At 62.5% G+C, this 16,615-nt stretch carries 14 protein-coding genes; 7 read left to right on the top strand and 7 right to left on the bottom strand.

Going from position 1 to position 16,615, the window contains the following annotated elements; genetic code table 11:
* Positions 1-53: 53 nt before the first annotated feature.
* Positions 54-953 (top strand): hydrogen peroxide-inducible genes activator, encoded by a 900-nt coding sequence (locus QQL79_RS03870; RefSeq protein ID WP_284388091.1) that lies wholly within the window; start codon positions 54-56, stop codon positions 951-953.
* Here QQL79_RS03870 and rarD read toward each other — a convergent pair.
* The gene (rarD, locus tag QQL79_RS03865) at positions 950-1,867 is read right to left on the bottom strand and encodes an EamA family transporter RarD (protein WP_284388090.1); all 918 of its coding nucleotides are present in this window, start codon (positions 1,865-1,867) and stop codon (positions 950-952) included. The genes QQL79_RS03870 and rarD overlap by 4 nt on opposite strands.
* Before the next feature lie 197 nt (positions 1,868-2,064).
* Between rarD and QQL79_RS03860 the strand changes: the two genes are divergently transcribed.
* Positions 2,065-2,514: a host attachment protein gene (locus QQL79_RS03860; protein WP_284388088.1), complete on the top strand. Its 450-nt coding sequence runs from the start codon at positions 2,065-2,067 to the stop codon at positions 2,512-2,514.
* Between the two features lie 238 nt (positions 2,515-2,752).
* On the opposite strand, the gene QQL79_RS03855 is transcribed toward QQL79_RS03860, so the two are convergent.
* The 3 genes from QQL79_RS03855 to ettA form a co-directional block, all read right to left on the bottom strand.
* Positions 2,753-3,598, bottom strand: a complete 846-nt coding sequence (locus tag QQL79_RS03855) for an alpha/beta fold hydrolase (protein WP_284388086.1) — start codon at positions 3,596-3,598, stop codon at positions 2,753-2,755.
* Positions 3,599-3,715: 117 nt separating this feature from the next.
* On the bottom strand, positions 3,716-4,594 hold the full coding sequence (locus QQL79_RS03850; protein WP_284388084.1) for a leucyl/phenylalanyl-tRNA--protein transferase: 879 nt from the start codon (positions 4,592-4,594) through the stop codon (positions 3,716-3,718).
* 310 nt (positions 4,595-4,904) lie between these two features.
* The gene (gene ettA, locus QQL79_RS03845) at positions 4,905-6,560 is read right to left on the bottom strand and encodes an energy-dependent translational throttle protein EttA (RefSeq protein ID WP_284388082.1); all 1,656 of its coding nucleotides are present in this window, start codon (positions 6,558-6,560) and stop codon (positions 4,905-4,907) included.
* Positions 6,561-6,700: 140 nt separating this feature from the next.
* Here ettA and QQL79_RS03840 point away from each other — a divergent pair, with 140 nt between their 5' ends.
* From QQL79_RS03840 to QQL79_RS03820, 5 genes are all read left to right on the top strand, one after another.
* On the top strand, positions 6,701-7,594 hold the full coding sequence (locus QQL79_RS03840; protein ID WP_284388080.1) for a TolB family protein: 894 nt from the start codon (positions 6,701-6,703) through the stop codon (positions 7,592-7,594).
* A 17-nt stretch (positions 7,595-7,611) separates the two neighbouring features.
* Positions 7,612-7,734 (top strand): hypothetical protein, encoded by a 123-nt coding sequence (locus QQL79_RS03835; RefSeq protein ID WP_284388078.1) that lies wholly within the window; start codon positions 7,612-7,614, stop codon positions 7,732-7,734.
* A 42-nt stretch (positions 7,735-7,776) separates the two neighbouring features.
* The gene (locus QQL79_RS03830) at positions 7,777-8,217 is read left to right on the top strand and encodes a hypothetical protein (protein WP_284388076.1); all 441 of its coding nucleotides are present in this window, start codon (positions 7,777-7,779) and stop codon (positions 8,215-8,217) included.
* A gap of 72 nt (positions 8,218-8,289) precedes the next feature.
* Positions 8,290-9,642 carry a M16 family metallopeptidase gene (locus QQL79_RS03825; RefSeq protein WP_370461242.1) on the top strand — a complete coding sequence of 451 codons (1,353 nt, stop codon included), beginning with the start codon at positions 8,290-8,292 and terminating at the stop codon, positions 9,640-9,642.
* The gene (locus QQL79_RS03820) at positions 9,642-10,973 is read left to right on the top strand and encodes a M16 family metallopeptidase (RefSeq protein ID WP_284388072.1); all 1,332 of its coding nucleotides are present in this window, start codon (positions 9,642-9,644) and stop codon (positions 10,971-10,973) included. The genes QQL79_RS03825 and QQL79_RS03820 overlap by 1 nt, the downstream gene beginning before the upstream one ends.
* Positions 10,974-11,065: 92 nt before the next feature.
* On the opposite strand, the gene QQL79_RS03815 is transcribed toward QQL79_RS03820, so the two are convergent.
* The 3 genes from QQL79_RS03815 to QQL79_RS03805 form a co-directional block, all read right to left on the bottom strand.
* Entirely contained in the window at positions 11,066-11,929 is an 864-nt protein-coding gene (locus QQL79_RS03815) for a hypothetical protein (protein ID WP_284388071.1), read from the bottom strand.
* A gap of 359 nt (positions 11,930-12,288) precedes the next feature.
* A complete protein-coding gene (locus tag QQL79_RS03810; protein ID WP_284388068.1) occupies positions 12,289-13,218 on the bottom strand; it encodes a response regulator transcription factor in 930 nt (309 codons plus the stop codon).
* Positions 13,205-16,582 carry a hybrid sensor histidine kinase/response regulator gene (locus QQL79_RS03805; RefSeq protein WP_284388066.1) on the bottom strand — a complete coding sequence of 1,126 codons (3,378 nt, stop codon included), beginning with the start codon at positions 16,580-16,582 and terminating at the stop codon, positions 13,205-13,207. Before QQL79_RS03805 ends, QQL79_RS03810 begins: the two co-directional genes overlap by 14 nt.
* Between the last annotated feature and the right edge of the window lie 33 nt (positions 16,583-16,615).

Raw genomic sequence — 16,615 nt, 5'->3', positions numbered from 1 at the left:
CCCGCCATTAGGCAAATTGATTGATCCTCTTATTGTGATAGGCTGAGCCTATCATGAGCTTTACCCTCAAGCAGTTGCGCTATGCCATCGCAGTGGCCGAAGCCGGCCATTTCGGCCGGGCCGCGACGGCATCGAATATCAGCCAGCCCGCACTGAGCCAGCAGATCCAGGCGATCGAGGATTATTGCGGCACCCCGCTCTTTGACCGCCTGACGCGCGCCGTGCGGCCCACCCCGTTCGGGCGCGAATTCATCGAGCGGGCCCGGCGCGTGGTGGATGGCGCCGAGGCGCTGGCCGCCTTTGCCATGGGCCAGGCCGGTAACCCCGAAAGGCCGATCCGCTTTGGGCTTATCCCCACGGTCGCGCCCTATCTGCTGCCCGAGATTTTTCCGGCGCTGACCAAGGGCCTGCCGGGGCTGGATTTTGCAGTGAGCGAGAATCGCACCGAAGCCCTGATCGCCGGACTGGTCGATGGCAGCCTCGATATCGCGCTGATCGGCACCGACCCGCCGGACCAGGGCCCCAAGCTGACGCGCGCCCAATTGTTCGACGATCCCTTTGTGCTGGCCACCAGCCGCGACGAGGAGACCGCCGAGCCGGTGGCGCTATCGACCCTGTCGCCGGAGCGCATTCTGCTGCTCGACGAGGGTCATTGCTTCCGCGACCAGACCATTGCGGCCTGCCGGCTGGACAGCGACCCGTCCGCCCGCACCTTCGCGGCGACCTCGCTATCGACCATTGTGGAATTCGTGGCCAATGGACAGGGGGTGACGCTGCTGCCCCAGATTGCACTGCGCAAGGAGGCGACCGACCCGCGGATCGCCATTCACCAATTGGTATCGCCCGGGGCGGGGCGGCGCCTGTCGCTGGTGTGGCGCGAAGCGACACCCTTTGCCGACACCTTTGCGGAAATCGCGGCGATCATCCGCCACACAAGGCGCAAGTCCGGCTAGCTGCGCCCGCGCCTGCGGAAGCTGTCATAGCTGAACACGGCCAGCGACACCCAGATCAGCGCAAAGCTGAAAAGCCGCACCGCATTGAGATGTTCGTGGAACACGATGATAGCCACGAGGAATTGCAGCGACGGCGCCAGATACTGGAACATGCCGATCGTGGTGAGCCGCAGCCGGCGGATGGCATAGGCAAAGAGCAATAGCGGCACGGCCGTCGCCGGGCCGCTGAAGATCAGCAATAGCATGGTCTGCGGATCGGCATGGGCCCCTACCCCATTGCTGGTGAGATCGTAGATCACATAGGCCAGCGCGAAAGGCGCGATCATCAGCGTTTCGGCGAAGAGGCCCGCAGCGGGGCCAAGCGCGGCAGTCTTGCGGATGAAGCCGTAAAAGCCGAACGAAAACGCCAGCCCCAGCGCCACGAGGGGCACCCCGCCCAGCCCTGCCGCCTGAATGGCTATGGCAATGACGGCAATGAGGATCGCGATGGCCTGCATCCGGTTTTGCCGCTCGCCTAGGAAAATCATGCCGATGGCGACATTGACCAGCGGGTTGATGAAATAGCCGAAGCTGATTTCGAGCACCTGGCCGGTCTCGACCGCCCAGACGAAAAGCAGCCAATTGCCGGCCAGCAAGGCGGCCGAGAGCAGTAACGTTCCGGTCTTGCGCCAATCGGTCAACAGGGCCATGACCTCGCCCAGCTTGCCCATGACACCCAGGATCACGGCCATCAGCACCAGCGACCACAGCGTTCGCTCGGCCACGATCATGACGGAGCCGACGCCGCTGAGCAGCCCGAACAGGATGGGCAGGAAGCCCCAGAGCACATAGGCACCCAGGGCGGCGAAGACGCCATTGCGGGTTTCGCTGGCAGGTGAAATTGCCGCGCCAGGCGCAGCTTGAGGCAGGGACATCGGATACTCCACGCCTTTGGGGAGGCGTCTATATCCCGGTGTTAGCAGCCGATCGCCGCGGAAACCAATGACAGTTTGTGATCGCCAGCCAGCGCTTTGCTGATGGACGGGCAAACCTTTTTGGCTGCGGGGCGTTCTGAAAGACGGGCGGTCGTCGGGCTGCTCCGTTTCGATGCCACCCACAATAGGAGCAGACCATGAAGAAGACCGTCACCTGGATTCTGATCGCTGACGGCACGCAAGCGCGCGTGCTGGAGAACACGGGACCGGGCAAGGGACTGCGCCAGGTGGATGGGCTGGATTTTGCCATCGATCCGCTCATGGCGCAGGATATCGTGACCGACAAGCCGGGCCGCGGCCAATCGTCAGCCGGCGGCGGCCGCAGCGCCATGGAGCCCCGCACCGACCCCGTCGAACACCGCGAAATGGTCTTCGTCAAATCGCTGGCGCATATGCTCGACCGCAAGCAGCAGGAGGGCGAATTCGACCGCCTGGTGATCGCGGCATCGCCAATTGCGCTCGGGGAAATCCGGCGGGCCATGTCGCCGGCCGTGAAGAAGACCATCCTGGCCGAACTGGACAAGGACCTGACCAACCTGCCGACGCCGCAGCTCGACCGGCATCTCGATGGCATTATTGCCGTTTGAGATCAAAAGGTTGCGGATGCATGCGGAATCAGGCTGACAGCAGGCGGATTCCAGATGTGAGCGCGATGAATCACTGCATGAGGTGGCCGGGTTATCGCCCGGCCATCTTGATTCAAGGGATTAGGAAATCGTCCCAGCACCATCGCTGCGTAACACTCGCAGGGTCATTCCCGCGAAAGCGGGAAGATGAATCTCTCGGCGAAGAGGTCGTGGCACCCAACCTCGTAGTTCGACAGGCTCACTCCTCCTCATCTTCCTCATCATTCCCTTCCCCACCAATGGCATCGAGAAATTCCAGCAGCATGGAATTGACCAGTTCGGGCCGCTCGATACTGGGGATATGGGCGACGCCTTCCAGCACGGCGGCGAAGGCATTGGGCATTTCTTCGGACAGGTGTTCGTGCCGTTCGATCAGCGCCGTGAAGTCCTCGTCACCCACCAGCAGCAGGGTCGGCGCATTGACCTCGGCCACCCGGCGCCAGGCGTCCGGGCGCTCCTCTTCCTGGGTCAGCACGGGCTTGCTGAGGGCCAGCGCGTTCATGTCGAGAAAGAGCTCGCGCGCCGCGCCACCGACCCGTCCGCTCTGCACCCTTGGACCATCGAGCCATTCATGCGCCTGCACGCGGTTGAGCATCTCCCAATCGTGGCGCTCATAGGCATCCTCCTCGGCCGCCTCGATCATCCTCTCGACATCGGTGGCCGTCCAGGGCGAGCCGGTAACCGAGGTGCCGATCAGCACCAGCCCGATGATCCGGCCGGGATCGCGCAGGGCAAAATCCACCGCCAGCCCGCCGCCCATCGAACAGCCGACAAAGACCGCCGCGTGAATGCCGAGCGCATCGAGCACCGCTTCGAGATCATCGACATGGTTGAAAGCCTCGTCTTCCGAGACCGTCTCGCCATAGCCGCGCCGGTCATAGGCCACGGCATGCCAGCCGGCATCGGCAACCGCCTGCATCTGCTCGGACCACATGCGCTTGTCGCACACGCCCGCATGGAGGAACACGACGGCAAGCCCCTCACCCATTTCCACGCCGACAAGCTTGGCCCGACCGATATCGAGCTCGAATGGCTCCAGTGACACGGCTATTCTCCACTAAGTTTGACGGAGGCATAGCGCATTGGAGGCGCAAGGCAAATGGCGAGGATGATCGAAGTGGTGCCAACACCACTCCGGTGAAAATCAGAGGTCGAGCATGGCTCAGGCGGCTTCCGACTTGGCGGGAGCGGGCTGCGAAGGTTCCCATTCGCCGGTCTGGGCAGGGCTGAACTGCACATGCCATGGGCCAGGCTTGGCGGCGTCGGACTTGGCCGGGCGGGCCAGGAGGGCAACATATTGCTCACGGGTCACCAACACGCCGCCCAGGGTCTCGACCCAGGGCGTGAGACCCTGATGGTCGACCACATCGACGCCCCAGGCATCCAGATGATGATAGAGGCTGACAATGGCGACCTTGGACGCATTGTCCTCGGTATGGAACATGCTGAGCGCGGTGAAAACCGTGCCGAGCATCACCCCGAATACGCCGCCAACCAGTTCGCCCTGCTCATTCCAGACTTCGACCGAATGGGCATGGCCTTCCTCATAGAGCTTTTGCAGGCGCCGCTGGGTAGCCGGAAAAAGCCAGGTGAGCGGGGGGCGCCCCGGCCGGATGGCCGCGCAGCCGCGCAGCACGCCGGCAAAATCCTTGTCGATGGTGACGGTGAAGGGCGAGGATTTGAGCGAGCGCTTGAAGCGCTTGGCCACATGCACGCCCGAGATCATCATCACGCCACGCATGGGCGGGGACCACCATTTGAGCGGCGCTATGTGGCAAAGGAAATAAAACCCATTCTGCATGCCGGCCAGAAGACCCGCCGAAGACGTATCATAGACCGGCCCACCGTAATCATTGGGCCGCGACACGATGGAGGAAGCATTGGGAACCCGCGGACCACGCACCACCAGACGATAGGCGGTATGCGCAGTGAGATAGGCCGAATCCACAAGCCGCTTGGGCATCAGGCGCAAAGCCAAACCCAAAGCCTGACGCCGGACCCAGACCGGAAGACTTTCCGAGAACTGCGATTGTTCGGTCATGCGTCTCTCCAAGTTTATCAGCCTAGTCTCTACCACTATCCGCGCAGTTTGCGGCGAATAGTATTGCTTGGGGTAAACATTGGGAAAACATGACAAACTGGCGCGGTGCCAGGCATGTCCTCTCTCCACCTTCCTTGGGGAAGAGAGAGAACGATAGAGCGTTGAGCTAGACCATTCCGCGATTTCTCGGTTCATCGTCATCACCCGGCCCGTCCGGGTGATCCATCTCGCAGCGCACGCAGAAAGATGGATTGCCCGGACGAGCCGGGCAATGACGATGGAACTGAGTTTGGACGACCCGTGCTGCGTCCTACCGCGTCAGCGGCTTGTAAGTCGCGCGCTTGGGGTTGACCGCATCGGCGCCGAGGCGCCGGATCTTGTCGGCTTCGTAATCGGCGAAATTGCCTTCGAACCATTCCACATGGCTATCGCCCTCGAAGGCCAGCATGTGGGTCGCCAGGCGATCGAGGAACATGCGATCGTGGCTGATGATCACGGCGCAACCGGCGAATTCCTCCAGCGCCTCTTCGAGCGCGGCGAGGGTTTCGGTGTCCAGATCATTGGTCGGCTCGTCAAGCAGCAGGACGTTGGCGCCGCTCTTGAGCATCTTGGCCAGATGCACGCGATTGCGCTGCCCGCCCGAGAGATTGCCCACCTTCTGTTGTTGGTCGCCGCCCTTGAAGTTGAACGAGCTGGTATAGGCACGCGAATTGACCTCGCGCTTGCCCAGCATCAGCACTTCGTCGCCTTCCGAGATTTCTTCCCAGACGGTCTTGTTCGGGTTGAGGCTGTCGCGGCTCTGGTCGACATAGCCCAGATGCACACTCTCGGCCACGGTGACGCTGCCCGCATCGGGCTTTTCCTGGCCGGTCAGCATGCGGAACAGAGTGGTCTTGCCGGCGCCGTTCGGGCCGATAATGCCCACAATGCCGCCCGGGGGCAGCTTGAAGGTCAGATTGTCGATCAAAACGCGATCGCCATAGGACTTGGAGAGCCCCTCGATGTCGATGACGTTCTGCCCCAGCCGTTCGCCGGGCGGAATGATGATCTGGGCGGTCGAGGACTGGGTGCGGGCCTCGTTGATCTTGACCAGTTCGTCATAGGCCTTGAGGCGGGCCTTGGACTTGGACTGGCGCGCCTGCGGCGACTGCCCCATCCATTCGCGTTCGCGTTCCAGCACCTTGGCGCGAGCCGCATCTTCGCTCTTTTCCTGGGCGAAGCGCTTGGCCTTGGCGGCCAGATAGGCCGAGTAATTGCCCTCATAGGGCACGCCGCGGCCGCGATCGAGCTCGAGAATCCAGCCGGTGACATTGTCGAGGAAGTAGCGATCGTGGGTGATGATCAGCACCGCACCCTCGAACTCGCGCAGATGGCGCTCGAGCCAGGCCGTGGTTTCGGCATCCAGATGGTTGGTCGGTTCGTCGAGCAGCAGCAGGTCGGGCTTGGAGAGCAGCAGCGCGCAGAGCGCGACACGGCGGCGTTCGCCACCCGAAAGCTTGGTGACATCGGCATCGCCCGGGGGGCAGCCCAAGGCTTCCATGGCCACCTCGACCTGCGATTCGAGATCCCACAGATTCTCGGCGTCGATCTGGTCCTGCAGCTTGGCGGCCTCGTCGGCCGTCTCGTCGGAATATTCCATCATCAGCTCGTTGTAACGATCGATAATGGCCTTCTTTTCCTTGACCCCGGTCATGACATTGCCGAGCACGTTCAGCGCCGGATCAAGCTCGGGCTCCTGGCTGAGATAGCCGACCTTGGCACCCTGGGCGACCCAGGCTTCACCCTGGAATTCGGTGTCGATGCCGGCCATGATCTTGAGCAGGGTCGACTTGCCCGAGCCATTGGGACCGAGCACGCCGATCTTGGCGTCGGGGTAGAAGCTGAGATGGATATTGTCCAACACCTTCTTGCCGCCGGCATAGGCTTTGGACATTCCGTGCATGTGGTAGATGAACTGGCGAGCCATAGGCTTGCTGACCTCTTCGCGGTTCTCGAATTTGGCCGTCTATGTAGGGCAAGCCGGTCGGCGGGGCAACGGGGCTGGCGAGGCGCAATATGCTGGGTTAGGGTCCATCCCGCCTTTCCTCATTGCCCAGGGTGATCAACGTGACCTTCATCTTTCCGCGCCGCGGCCGCTCCCTGGCCGCCGGCCAGCGCTCTGATCTGACCGTCATCGACCTCGACGGCAATGCCGATGTCATCTTCAGCTCGACCGAAGTCATCGAAGCGCCCAATTGGTCCGCCGATGGGCAATGGCTGGTCTTCAATGCCGGCGGGCGGCTCTATCGTATCGCCGCCACGGGTGGCCAGCCCGAGCAGATCGATACCGGCGCGCTGGCCGATCTCAATAACGACCACGTGCTATCGCCCGACGGCACCAGCATTTACGTCAGCTCTGACGATGGACACCTCTATGCCGTGCCTGTCACAGGCGGCACTCCGCAGCGCGTTTCCAATACGCATCCCACTCCGTTCCACTATTATCTGCATGGCATCTCGCCCGACGGTGCCACGCTCTCCTACGTCGCCATCGAACAGCGCAATGGCGAGCGGCAGGTCAATGTTTTCACCATTCCCACCGCTGGCGGACCCGATACGCGGCTGACCGATCTCAGCGTTCCCAATGACGGGCCGGAATATTCGCCCGATGGCCGCTGGATCTATTTCAACTCCGAGCTGGCCGCGAGCCGGCCGGGCCATGCCCAGGTCTTCCGCATGAGCGCAGCCGATGGCAGCGGGCTCGAGCAGCTGACCTTCGACAGCTACGTCAACTGGTTTCCCCACCTCTCGCCCGATGGTTCGCTCGTGGCCCTCCTGAGTTATCCCCAAGGCACCACGGGACACCCCGCGGACAAGGACGTGTTGCTGCGCCTGATGTCGCCCGAGGGCGACGAATTGCGCACGCTGGCCAGCTTCTTCGGCGGTCAGGGCACGATCAATGTCAATTCCTGGGCCCCCGACAGCCGGCGCCTGGCCTATATGGCCTATCCGCGGGGGTGAATGGTGGCAGCAGCAGGATGATCATCCACCTCAATGGCTGGCCCGGCGTCGGCAAACTGACGATAGGGCGCCTGCTGGCCGCAGACCTGGGCGCCCGCTTCATCCACAATCACCTCCTGCACGATGTAGCCATCGGCTGAACTTCAATAAACGATCCTGCCCGATGGCCCCTCTATGAAGCCGTGCGCAGCGCCGTCTATCAGACGCTTGCCGAACGGCCGGCGAACGAAACATTCGTGATGACCAATGCGCTTTGCGTGGGCGCATCTCGCGAACGCGAGGCCTGGAACCAGGTCGTGGATTTGGCTATCGCCAGAAACGTCCCGCTCATACCGATCGTGCTCGCCGCCGATATCGAGGAGAACGCCCGGCGCGTGCAGCAGGCAGATCGAATTGGCCGCAAGCTTGCCGATAGCCAGGTACTCAAGGAAGCGATGGCGACCGACCGCATACAGGAGCCTGATGTCGCCGAATTGCTGGTGCTCGATGTTACCCGGCTGGAGCCCGATGCGGCAGCGGCAGCTATTCGCCAGCATTTGACGAGGCTTGACGCGTCGGACCTGGAACCGGCCGGTATTGGACACCGCCAGTTCCGCAACGAGCACCTGACTTTCCTCAACTGACAAACAATTGTTCCCGCGCATCGACGAACTCGTCTAGGCATGCCGGGTCGACCAACCGGGATTCTGCCGATGATGTTCAAAACCGCCATGGCCTTCGCCCTGACCGCGCTGCTTGCCGCGCCAGTTCTGGCCAAAGAACAGGTGCAGCCCGAGGCCGTGGCCGAGCAATTTGTGCTCGATAATGGCTTGGAGGTCGTGGTGATCCCCAATCGCCGCGCGCCCATCGTCACCCATATGGTCTGGTACAAGGTGGGCAGCGCCGACGAGCCGGCGGGGAAATCGGGCATCGCCCATTTTCTCGAGCACCTGATGTTCAAGGGCACGGCGCGCCACCCCGCGGGCGAACTCGATCGCGCCGTCACCGAAATCGGCGGGACCGGCAATGCCTTCACCACCAATGACGTCACCGCTTATTACCAGGTGGTGCCGCCCGATGCCCTCGCGTCCATGATGGATTTCGAGGCCGACCGCATGCGCGGGCTGATCCTCACCGAAGATGTCATCGGCTCCGAACGCGACGTGGTGCTGGAGGAGCGCCGCATGCGCACCGACAGCAATCCGCAGGCGCTGCTGCAGGAGGAAGTCTACGCCACCCTGTTCCAGAACCATCCCTATCGCATCCCCACCATCGGCTGGATGCATGAGATGGAACAGCTCAACCGGGCCGATGCCGTCGCTTTCTACAATCAGTATTATGCGCCTAACAACGCCGTGCTGGTGGTGGCGGGCGATGTCGATGTGGACGAAGTCCGCGCCCTTGCCGAGGCCAGTTATGGCGCGGTGCCGCGCGGCCCTGCCCTGCCGCCGCGTGTTCGGCCTGCCGAACCCCAGCATGACACCCAGCGCACCGTTACCCTCGCCGACCCGCGCGTGGGCATTGCCAGTTTCACCAAATCCTGGATCGTCCCCACTTACCGCTCCGCTGAAAATGGCGAGGCCGAAGCACTGGACCTGCTGTCGGAAATCCTGGGCGGAGGAAGCCGTAGCCGGCTTTATCAGCAGATTATCGTCAAGGACGGCATCGGCGCATCGGCGGGCACCCGCTACGATGGCGGCGCCTATGACGACAGCACCTTCATGCTCTATGGCGCCCCGCAACCCGAGCACACCCTGGCCGATGTCGAAGGCGCCATCAGCGAACAACTGGCCCTGCTGATCAAGGATGGCGTCACCGAGGCGGAACTGGAAAGCGCCAAGGCGCGCTATGTGCGCTCCATGATCTTTGCCCGCGATGTGCAATTCAGCATGGCCCATATCTATGGTGCCGAACTGGCCAATGGGGGCAACATCGAAACCCTGGCCGAGTGGCCCGACCGCATCCGCGACGTCACCGCCGAACAGGTACAGGCCGTGGCGGCGAAATATCTCGACCCTTCCCTTTCCGTGACCAGCTATCTGCTGCCCAGCGACGCCGGAGCCCAGTGATGACCAGACTTTTCCCGCTCCGCCATGCGCTGGCGCTGTTTGCCGCGCTATTCACATTGCTGCTGAGCCTGCCTGCACAGGCCGAGATTCAGTTCCAGGAGGTCACCTCGCCCCTGGGCATCAAGGCCTGGCTGATGGAAGACCATTCGCTGCCCCTGATCACCATCCGCTTCGCCTTCGAGGGCGGCACGACGCAGGACCCCGTGGGCAAGGAGGGCCTTGCCAACCTGATGACCGCCCTGTTCGACGAGGGCGCGGGCGATCTCGACAGCGAGGCTTTCCAGATCGAGCTGGACAATGTCGGGGCGGAGATGAGTTTCGTCGCCGACAATGACGCGGTCTATGGGGCGATGCGCCTACTGACCGAGCAGCGCGACGAGGCATTGGACCTGTTCAAGCTCGCCATCGAGGCGCCGCGCTTCGACCAGAACCCGATCGACCGCATGCGCGCCCAGATCGTCGCCGGCATTGTCGCCGCTGCCCAGGACCCCAGCACGGCGGCGCAAAATCTCTGGGCCCAGACGCTTTATGGCGACCATCCCTATGCCCGCCGCCGCGAGGGAACGCCCGAAACCCTTGCGAGCATTACCGCGGACGACCTGCGGAGCCTGCACCAGGCCATTTTCGCGCGGGCAAACCTGCATGTCGGCATTGTCGGCGATATCGATGCCGAAGCAGCCGGCGCGATGCTGGACATGGTGTTCGGCACATTGCCCGAGCAGCCGGACCTGACGCCGATCGCCGATGTCGAACCCGTGCTCGGCCAGGAGCTGGAGGTCAACTATCCTCTGCCGCAGACCGCCATCTACCTGGCCTATCCCGGCATCAGGCGCGATGCGCCCGACTATTTCGCCGCCTATCTGATGAACGAAATCCTCGGCGGCGGCAGCATCCTGTCCCGGCTTACCGCCGAAGTGCGCGAAAAGCGTGGATTGGCCTATAACATCACCTCGGCGCTGCTCAATTTCCAGCACACCGAAATGCTCATCATCGGCACGGCCACGCGCGCCGACCGGGCCGAGGAAACCCTGGCCGTCGCCCAGGAGGTCATCGCCCGCCTCGCGGAAAATGGCCCCACCGAAGCCGAGCTGGCCTCGGCCAAGAAATATGTGATCGGCTCCTACCCCATCAACGAGCTGAACTCGTCGAGCGCCATCGCCAATACGCTGGTTGGTCCGGACCTGCGCAATCTGGGGATCGACCATCTGACGCGGCGCCAGGAACTGATCGAAGCGGTGAGCGTGGCGGACGTAAAGGCCGTCGCCGCCAAGCTGCTGGGCGTAAAACCGACAACCCTGCTGATCGGACCGGAAGCGCAACCAGCGCCTTAGGGTCTCGGATCACCTCGCCCCTGGAGAGGTCGGCGCGCAGCACCAAGGCCCGGCCTAATGGACCGGGCCTTGGGCATTGTGTGGAAACGAATTTAGTAAACGTAGACCGTCAGTTGCGAGCCCGAACGCTTGACCGCGAAGACCCGGTCAGCGTTGAAGCTGGCGCGGCTGAGCGAGGTGCTGATCAGCGCATCACTCATCACGGCCTGCTGCAGCACCGGACCAAGGCCCGAGCCATTGAGCTGGCCTTGCAACCAGACCCGGATTTCCGGGCACACGCCGACGCGCTGGATCTGGACGTTCGAAGCCCGTGCCCAGGAAGCATCGACCCGGGTCGATTGCACAAGGCGAACCAGCTGCGAGGGGGACTGGCCGGCACAGGCCGCATTGGCAAAGCCGCCGGCTCCGCCGCCGCCCGGAATCATGCCGGGTCCTCCTGGGCCGCCAGGCCCTCCCGGCCCTCCGGGACCTCCTGGTCCACCAGGGCCTCCGGGTCCGCCGGGACCTCCCGGCGAGCCCGGGTTGCCAATGCCGATGCCGATATCGATCAGGCTGTCGCCGCCGATATTGGCGGTGGCCCTCACCGTGCCATTGAGCAGGTTCGCATCGGCATCGACGAGACCGCCGCTGCCGCCCACGCCCACATTGGCGTTGGCGATCGAGCCGCCATTGCCGACATTGGCATCCACGCCGAGCAATCCGCTATCGCCGCCGCTGCTGACATTGGCAGTGGCCAGCGGATCGGAACCGCCGATATTGACGTCGAGCAGACTGTCATCGCCCCCAATCCCCACATTGACCAGGCCCGCATCGGATGCCGATCCAGAATCAATATTGATGAGACTGTTGTCGTCACCGCTTCCGAGAAGGCCCCCGAGCAAGTCCTGGGAATGTCCAGGAACTGCAGTACCGGCAAGCAAGATGCCGGCAAGAACTGTTGAAACAATTCTCTTCATCTTATCTCTCCTAAAGCACGGCCCCAACGGCCGTATAGAAGAGACGTAAAATCGTCATACTTGTTTCAAAGCGGAGAACATCACGTGTTCATATGCAAAACACTTTGCGAACACCGGGCGTTTATTTTCATAAACTCAAGCAAAATTTGAAAATTGATACGACAAAAAAGGACGCGAAACCGAAGTTTCGCGTCCCAACGGAGACACCACAAAGGAGCGTCAGCCTCTGTAGCAGTCCACCGAACGTTGACGCACCGAAACGGCGATACGCCAATCGTGGGCCCACCATCCAGCGGGCTCGCAAGATCAACGGGCGCCATGGGCGTGGGTTCCCCGCGCGCCGCAGATGTGATCGGGAATCAATCCTCCAGCGAGGACTGCAGGATATGGGTGGCGCGGATGGCCGCCGAGGCGCGGTTTTCCACGCCAAGCTTCGAATAGACCTGTTCGAGATGCTTGTTCACGGTGCGGGGGCTGAGGCCCAGAATATCGCCAATATCGCGATTGGACTTGCCGCGGGCGATCCACAGCAGCACTTCGCTTTCGCGCTGCGTCAGGCCAAATTGACGACGCAGGATGCCATCCTGGTTCTCGTCGCCCGGCGTGAGCAGGCGGAACAGATATTCGTCGGCCCCGATCATGCCCAGACACATGAGCTGGATACGCGCGCCATTGCCGGGCTCCAGCATCAGGCTGTCGCCGGCAATGGAATTGGCGCCGGCGCGAGCATCCAGCCAGGGCCGGACCTGATTGGCAATGAAACCCGAGGCGTCCATGCCGGGCATGGTGCGCTCCAATAGCTTACCCGCCTGCGGCGTCGCCCATAGCGTCACGCCACCGCTGGACAGCGCCATCAAATGCCGGCCGGCAGCGTCGAGCGCCACCCGCGCGCTCTGCGCCCGGCGGGCATTGGCCAGATGCACGCGGATGCGGGCGCGCAATTCATCGAGATTGATGGGCTTGGTGAGATAATCCACCCCGCCCACATCGAGCGCATGCACGATATGCTCAGTCTCGGTCAGCCCGGTCATGAAGATGACCGGCACCTGCGCGACGCTAGAAGTGGCTTTGAGCCGCTTGCAGGTTTCAAAGCCATCGAGCCCCGGCATGACGGCATCCATCAGGATGATATCGGGCACGATCTTGCCGGCAATACCAAGCGCCGCCTCACCGCTGCGGGCCAAGAGGACCGTGACGCCCTCCGCCTCCAGAGCCGTGGTGAGGAAGCTCAACGATTCGATGGAATCGTCGACCACCAGGGCGATATATTGTTTCTCAACTTCGCTCATTTTCGCCCACGCGGTTGAGGATCGCGGCATAGCCGTCGAAATCGTAGGTCTCGATCTGCTGGCGCAAAGCCGCGACCAGCGGACCATGACGCGGATCATCGGCTAGCGCCGCGAGCCGGGCATCGATGCCCCGGACATGACCGATCTCGCCCAAAGCCAGCAATTCACCCACCACATCGGCACCGGGTGAAACAATGTTCGCTGGTGGGGCCACCGGTGCATCCATCCCCGGTTGATCCTCGACCCAGCTAATACCCAGATGCGCCCCGAGCTTGTCGAGCAGCTGGCCGTAATTCAGCGGTTTGGCCATGCTGTCATTGTGGCCGGTATCGCTGGTGGGCTGGCCCAGGCCATCGCCGATATTGGCCGAGAGCATGATGATGGGAGCGCCCTGCCCGCCATCACGCAGCTTTTCCACCAGCTCCCAGCCATTCATTCCGGGCATCAGAATATCCACGAAGAACAGGTCCGGCTTGATGGCCTCGACCAGGGTGAGGCAATGCGGACCATCGACCGCCGTCAGCACGGTAAAGTCGAGCGGCACCAGCAATTCGCGCATCATTTCGCGGTGTTCGGCATTGTCGTCAACCACCATGATGGTGCGGCGCGGCCCGCTATAGGTGCGGATGCGCAGTTCCTCATGCGGCTTGGCGGCGGGGCGTTCCACGCGAGCGAGCATGAGCCGCACCTTGAAGGTAGAGCCCTTGCCCGGCGTACTCTGCACCTGGATTTCCCCGCCCAGCGTTTCCGCCAGCAGCTTGGTGATGGTGAGCCCCAAGCCCAACCCCGGCGTCAGCCGATTGCGCTCGGCCTCGCCGCGCACAAAGGGCTCGAACACCCGGCCCAGATCCGCCTCGCCAATGCCATGGCCGCTATCGGTGACGGTGAAGGTCGCCACCTGCGAGCGATAGGCGACCTCGAACGAAACAAAGCCCGTATCGGTGAATTTGATGGCGTTGGACAGCAGATTGACCAGAATCTGCCGCAACCGCTTTTCATCGGTGCGCACGAATTGCGGCAGGTTGGGCGCGACCTTGTAGCGGAATTCCAGCCCCTTGGCCTCGCCCTGCAGCCGGAACATTTCGCGTATCTGGCTGAGGAAATCGTGGATATTGATCTCGTTGGAATAGACCTGCAGCCGCCCCGCCTCGATGCGGGAAATGTCGAGCAGCCCATCGATCAGGCCGGACAGATGCTCGGCGCTGCGGCGGATGACCTTGACCGAGGAACGGCGCGGCGCGGGCACGGTCTCGTCGCGTTCCAGGATTTGCGCATAGCCCAGCACGGCATTGAGCGGGGTGCGCAATTCGTGGCTGAGACCCACCACATAACGGCTCTTGGCCTGATTGGCGGCTTCGGCCACTTCCTTGGCCTTTTGCAGGGCCGCGTCGGTGCGATTATGGGCGGCGATTTCCTTCATCAGCAGGGTGTTCTGGCGCGAGCTTTCTTCCTCGGCCACGAGGCGACTGTCATGCGCCAGCACCAGGAACCAGGCGACAATGCCCGCCACCACCGCAAAGACGAAGAAGACGACGAGGATCGTGCCACCCACCACCTCTTCGGTATCGGGCGCCGCCCCCGCGGCGAAATAATAGATCAGGCCCAAAATGGAGCCGATCAGCGCCAGCGAAATGCAGAACGACACACCATAGCGGCCCAGCCTTGTCTGCAGCTTGTCCACGGCCCAATCAGGCAGGACGCTCGCGGCGACGGCGCGGGTCTGCGCGCGGAAATGCGCATTGGGCTTGCACATGTCATGGCAGCGCGCATCAAGCGAACAGCACAGCGAGCAGATCGGAGCGGCATAGGCGGGGCACCACGCCATGTCTTCGGGCTCGAAGGGATGTTCGCAGATCGAGCAGGTGACTGATTTGAGGTTCTGCCACTGCTTGCGCGGTTTGCGGGCCAGATAATATTTGCCCTTGGTCGCCCAGGCGATGGTGGGCGAGGCGATGAAAGCCACGACCAGCGCGATATAGGGCGCCAAAGCCGCAGCCATTTCGCCAAAGGCGCCGAAATGAGCCACCAGCGCCACCACGGCCGACAGCAGCATGGAGCCCAGGCCCACCGGGTTGATGTCATAGAGATGGGCGCGCTTGAACTCGATGCCGGGCGGTGCGAGGCCCAGCGGCTTGTTGATGAAGAGGTCAGCCGAAATCGAGCACAGCCAGGCCATGGCGATGATCGAGAAAATGCCCAGGGTTTCCTCTAGCAGCCGGTAAATGCCCAGCTCCATCAGCAGCAGGGCAATGCCGACATTGAACAGCAGCCAGACCACGCGGCCGGGATGGCTATGGGTCAGGCGCGAGAAGAAGTTCGACCAGGCGAGCGAGCCCGCATAGGCGTTCATCACATTGATCTTGAGCTGGCTGACCACCACGAACACGGCCATCAGCAGCAGCGCCACCACCTCATTGGGGATCATGTAGCCAAAGGCGATGGCATACATATAGCCGGGCTCGGAGGCGTGTTCGGGCGACACGCCCGACGAGAGCGCCAGATAAGCGAGGAACGAACCCGCCAAAAGCTTGGGCGCGCCGACCACGACCCACCCCGCCCCGGCCAAAAATATCCCCAGCTTGTGACGAAGCTTGGAACTGCCCTCCGCAGGCAAAAAACGCAAAAAGTCGACCTGCTCGCCGATCTGGGTCATCAGCGCCAGAATCACTGCCGAGGCCGCGCCGAACTTGGCGACATCGAAGGGCGCAATACTGCCTGCCGCGCCTTCGGGTTGGCCCAGGCCCGCAAAGGCGCGCCAGAGGTCGAACTTTTCCCAATCCATGAAGGCGATGAAAAAGAACGGCGCGATATTGAGAATGATCCAGACCGGCTGGGTCCAGATCTGGAACCGGCTGATCATGCGCACGCCATGCGTCACCAGCGGAATAACGATGATGGCGCTGATGATATGGCCGATCCACAGCGGAATGCCGAACGCCAATTGCAGGGCGCTCGACATGATCGAGGCCTCGATGGCGAAGAGGATGAAGGTGAAGCTGGCATAGATCAGCGAGGTAATGGTCGAGCCGATATAGCCAAAGCTGGCGCCCCGGGTCAGCAGGTCGATATCGACGCCGTGCCGCCGCGCATAGCGGGAGATGGGCACCCCGACCAGCAGGATGGCGATGGAGGCGATGGCCACCGCGATCATCGCATTGGTCGTGCCATAGGACAGCGTGATGGCCCCGCCAATGGCTTCGAGCGCCAGGAACGAGATGGCCCCTATCGCGGTTTGCGAGATGGTGTCGCTGGAATATCGGCGCGCCGATTTTGCGGTAAAGCGCAACGCATAGTCTTCAAGCGTCTGGTCGGCGACCCAGCGATTATATTCGCGCCTGATCGGAATAATTCGCTGCCGCGCCATGGGCCCTGTCTAATTGTTAATCGCGTTGCGGGA

Source organism: Devosia yakushimensis (assembly GCF_030159855.1).
Lineage (GTDB): Bacteria > Pseudomonadota > Alphaproteobacteria > Rhizobiales > Devosiaceae > Devosia > Devosia yakushimensis.
The sequence above is the reverse complement of the archived record's forward strand: the minus strand, read 5'-3'. Positions and strand labels throughout refer to the sequence as shown.

What these genes read in the sequence shown, in the direction of transcription:
- QQL79_RS03870 (WP_284388091.1), top strand. Translation starts at nt 54, where the DNA reads ATGAGCTTTACCCTCAAGCAGTTGCGCTATGCCATCGCAGTGGCCGAA.
- rarD (WP_284388090.1), bottom strand. Translation starts at nt 1,867, where the DNA reads ATGTCCCTGCCTCAAGCTGCGCCTGGCGCGGCAATTTCACCTGCCAGC.
- QQL79_RS03860 (WP_284388088.1), top strand. Translation starts at nt 2,065, where the DNA reads ATGAAGAAGACCGTCACCTGGATTCTGATCGCTGACGGCACGCAAGCG.
- QQL79_RS03850 (WP_284388084.1), bottom strand. Translation starts at nt 4,594, where the DNA reads ATGACCGAACAATCGCAGTTCTCGGAAAGTCTTCCGGTCTGGGTCCGG.
- ettA (WP_284388082.1), bottom strand. Translation starts at nt 6,560, where the DNA reads ATGGCTCGCCAGTTCATCTACCACATGCACGGAATGTCCAAAGCCTAT.
- QQL79_RS03835 (WP_284388078.1), top strand. Translation starts at nt 7,612, where the DNA reads ATGATCATCCACCTCAATGGCTGGCCCGGCGTCGGCAAACTGACGATA.
- QQL79_RS03825 (WP_370461242.1), top strand. Translation starts at nt 8,290, where the DNA reads ATGTTCAAAACCGCCATGGCCTTCGCCCTGACCGCGCTGCTTGCCGCG.
- QQL79_RS03820 (WP_284388072.1), top strand. Translation starts at nt 9,642, where the DNA reads ATGACCAGACTTTTCCCGCTCCGCCATGCGCTGGCGCTGTTTGCCGCG.
- QQL79_RS03815 (WP_284388071.1), bottom strand. Translation starts at nt 11,929, where the DNA reads ATGAAGAGAATTGTTTCAACAGTTCTTGCCGGCATCTTGCTTGCCGGT.
- QQL79_RS03810 (WP_284388068.1), bottom strand. Translation starts at nt 13,218, where the DNA reads ATGAGCGAAGTTGAGAAACAATATATCGCCCTGGTGGTCGACGATTCC.
- QQL79_RS03805 (WP_284388066.1), bottom strand. Translation starts at nt 16,582, where the DNA reads ATGGCGCGGCAGCGAATTATTCCGATCAGGCGCGAATATAATCGCTGG.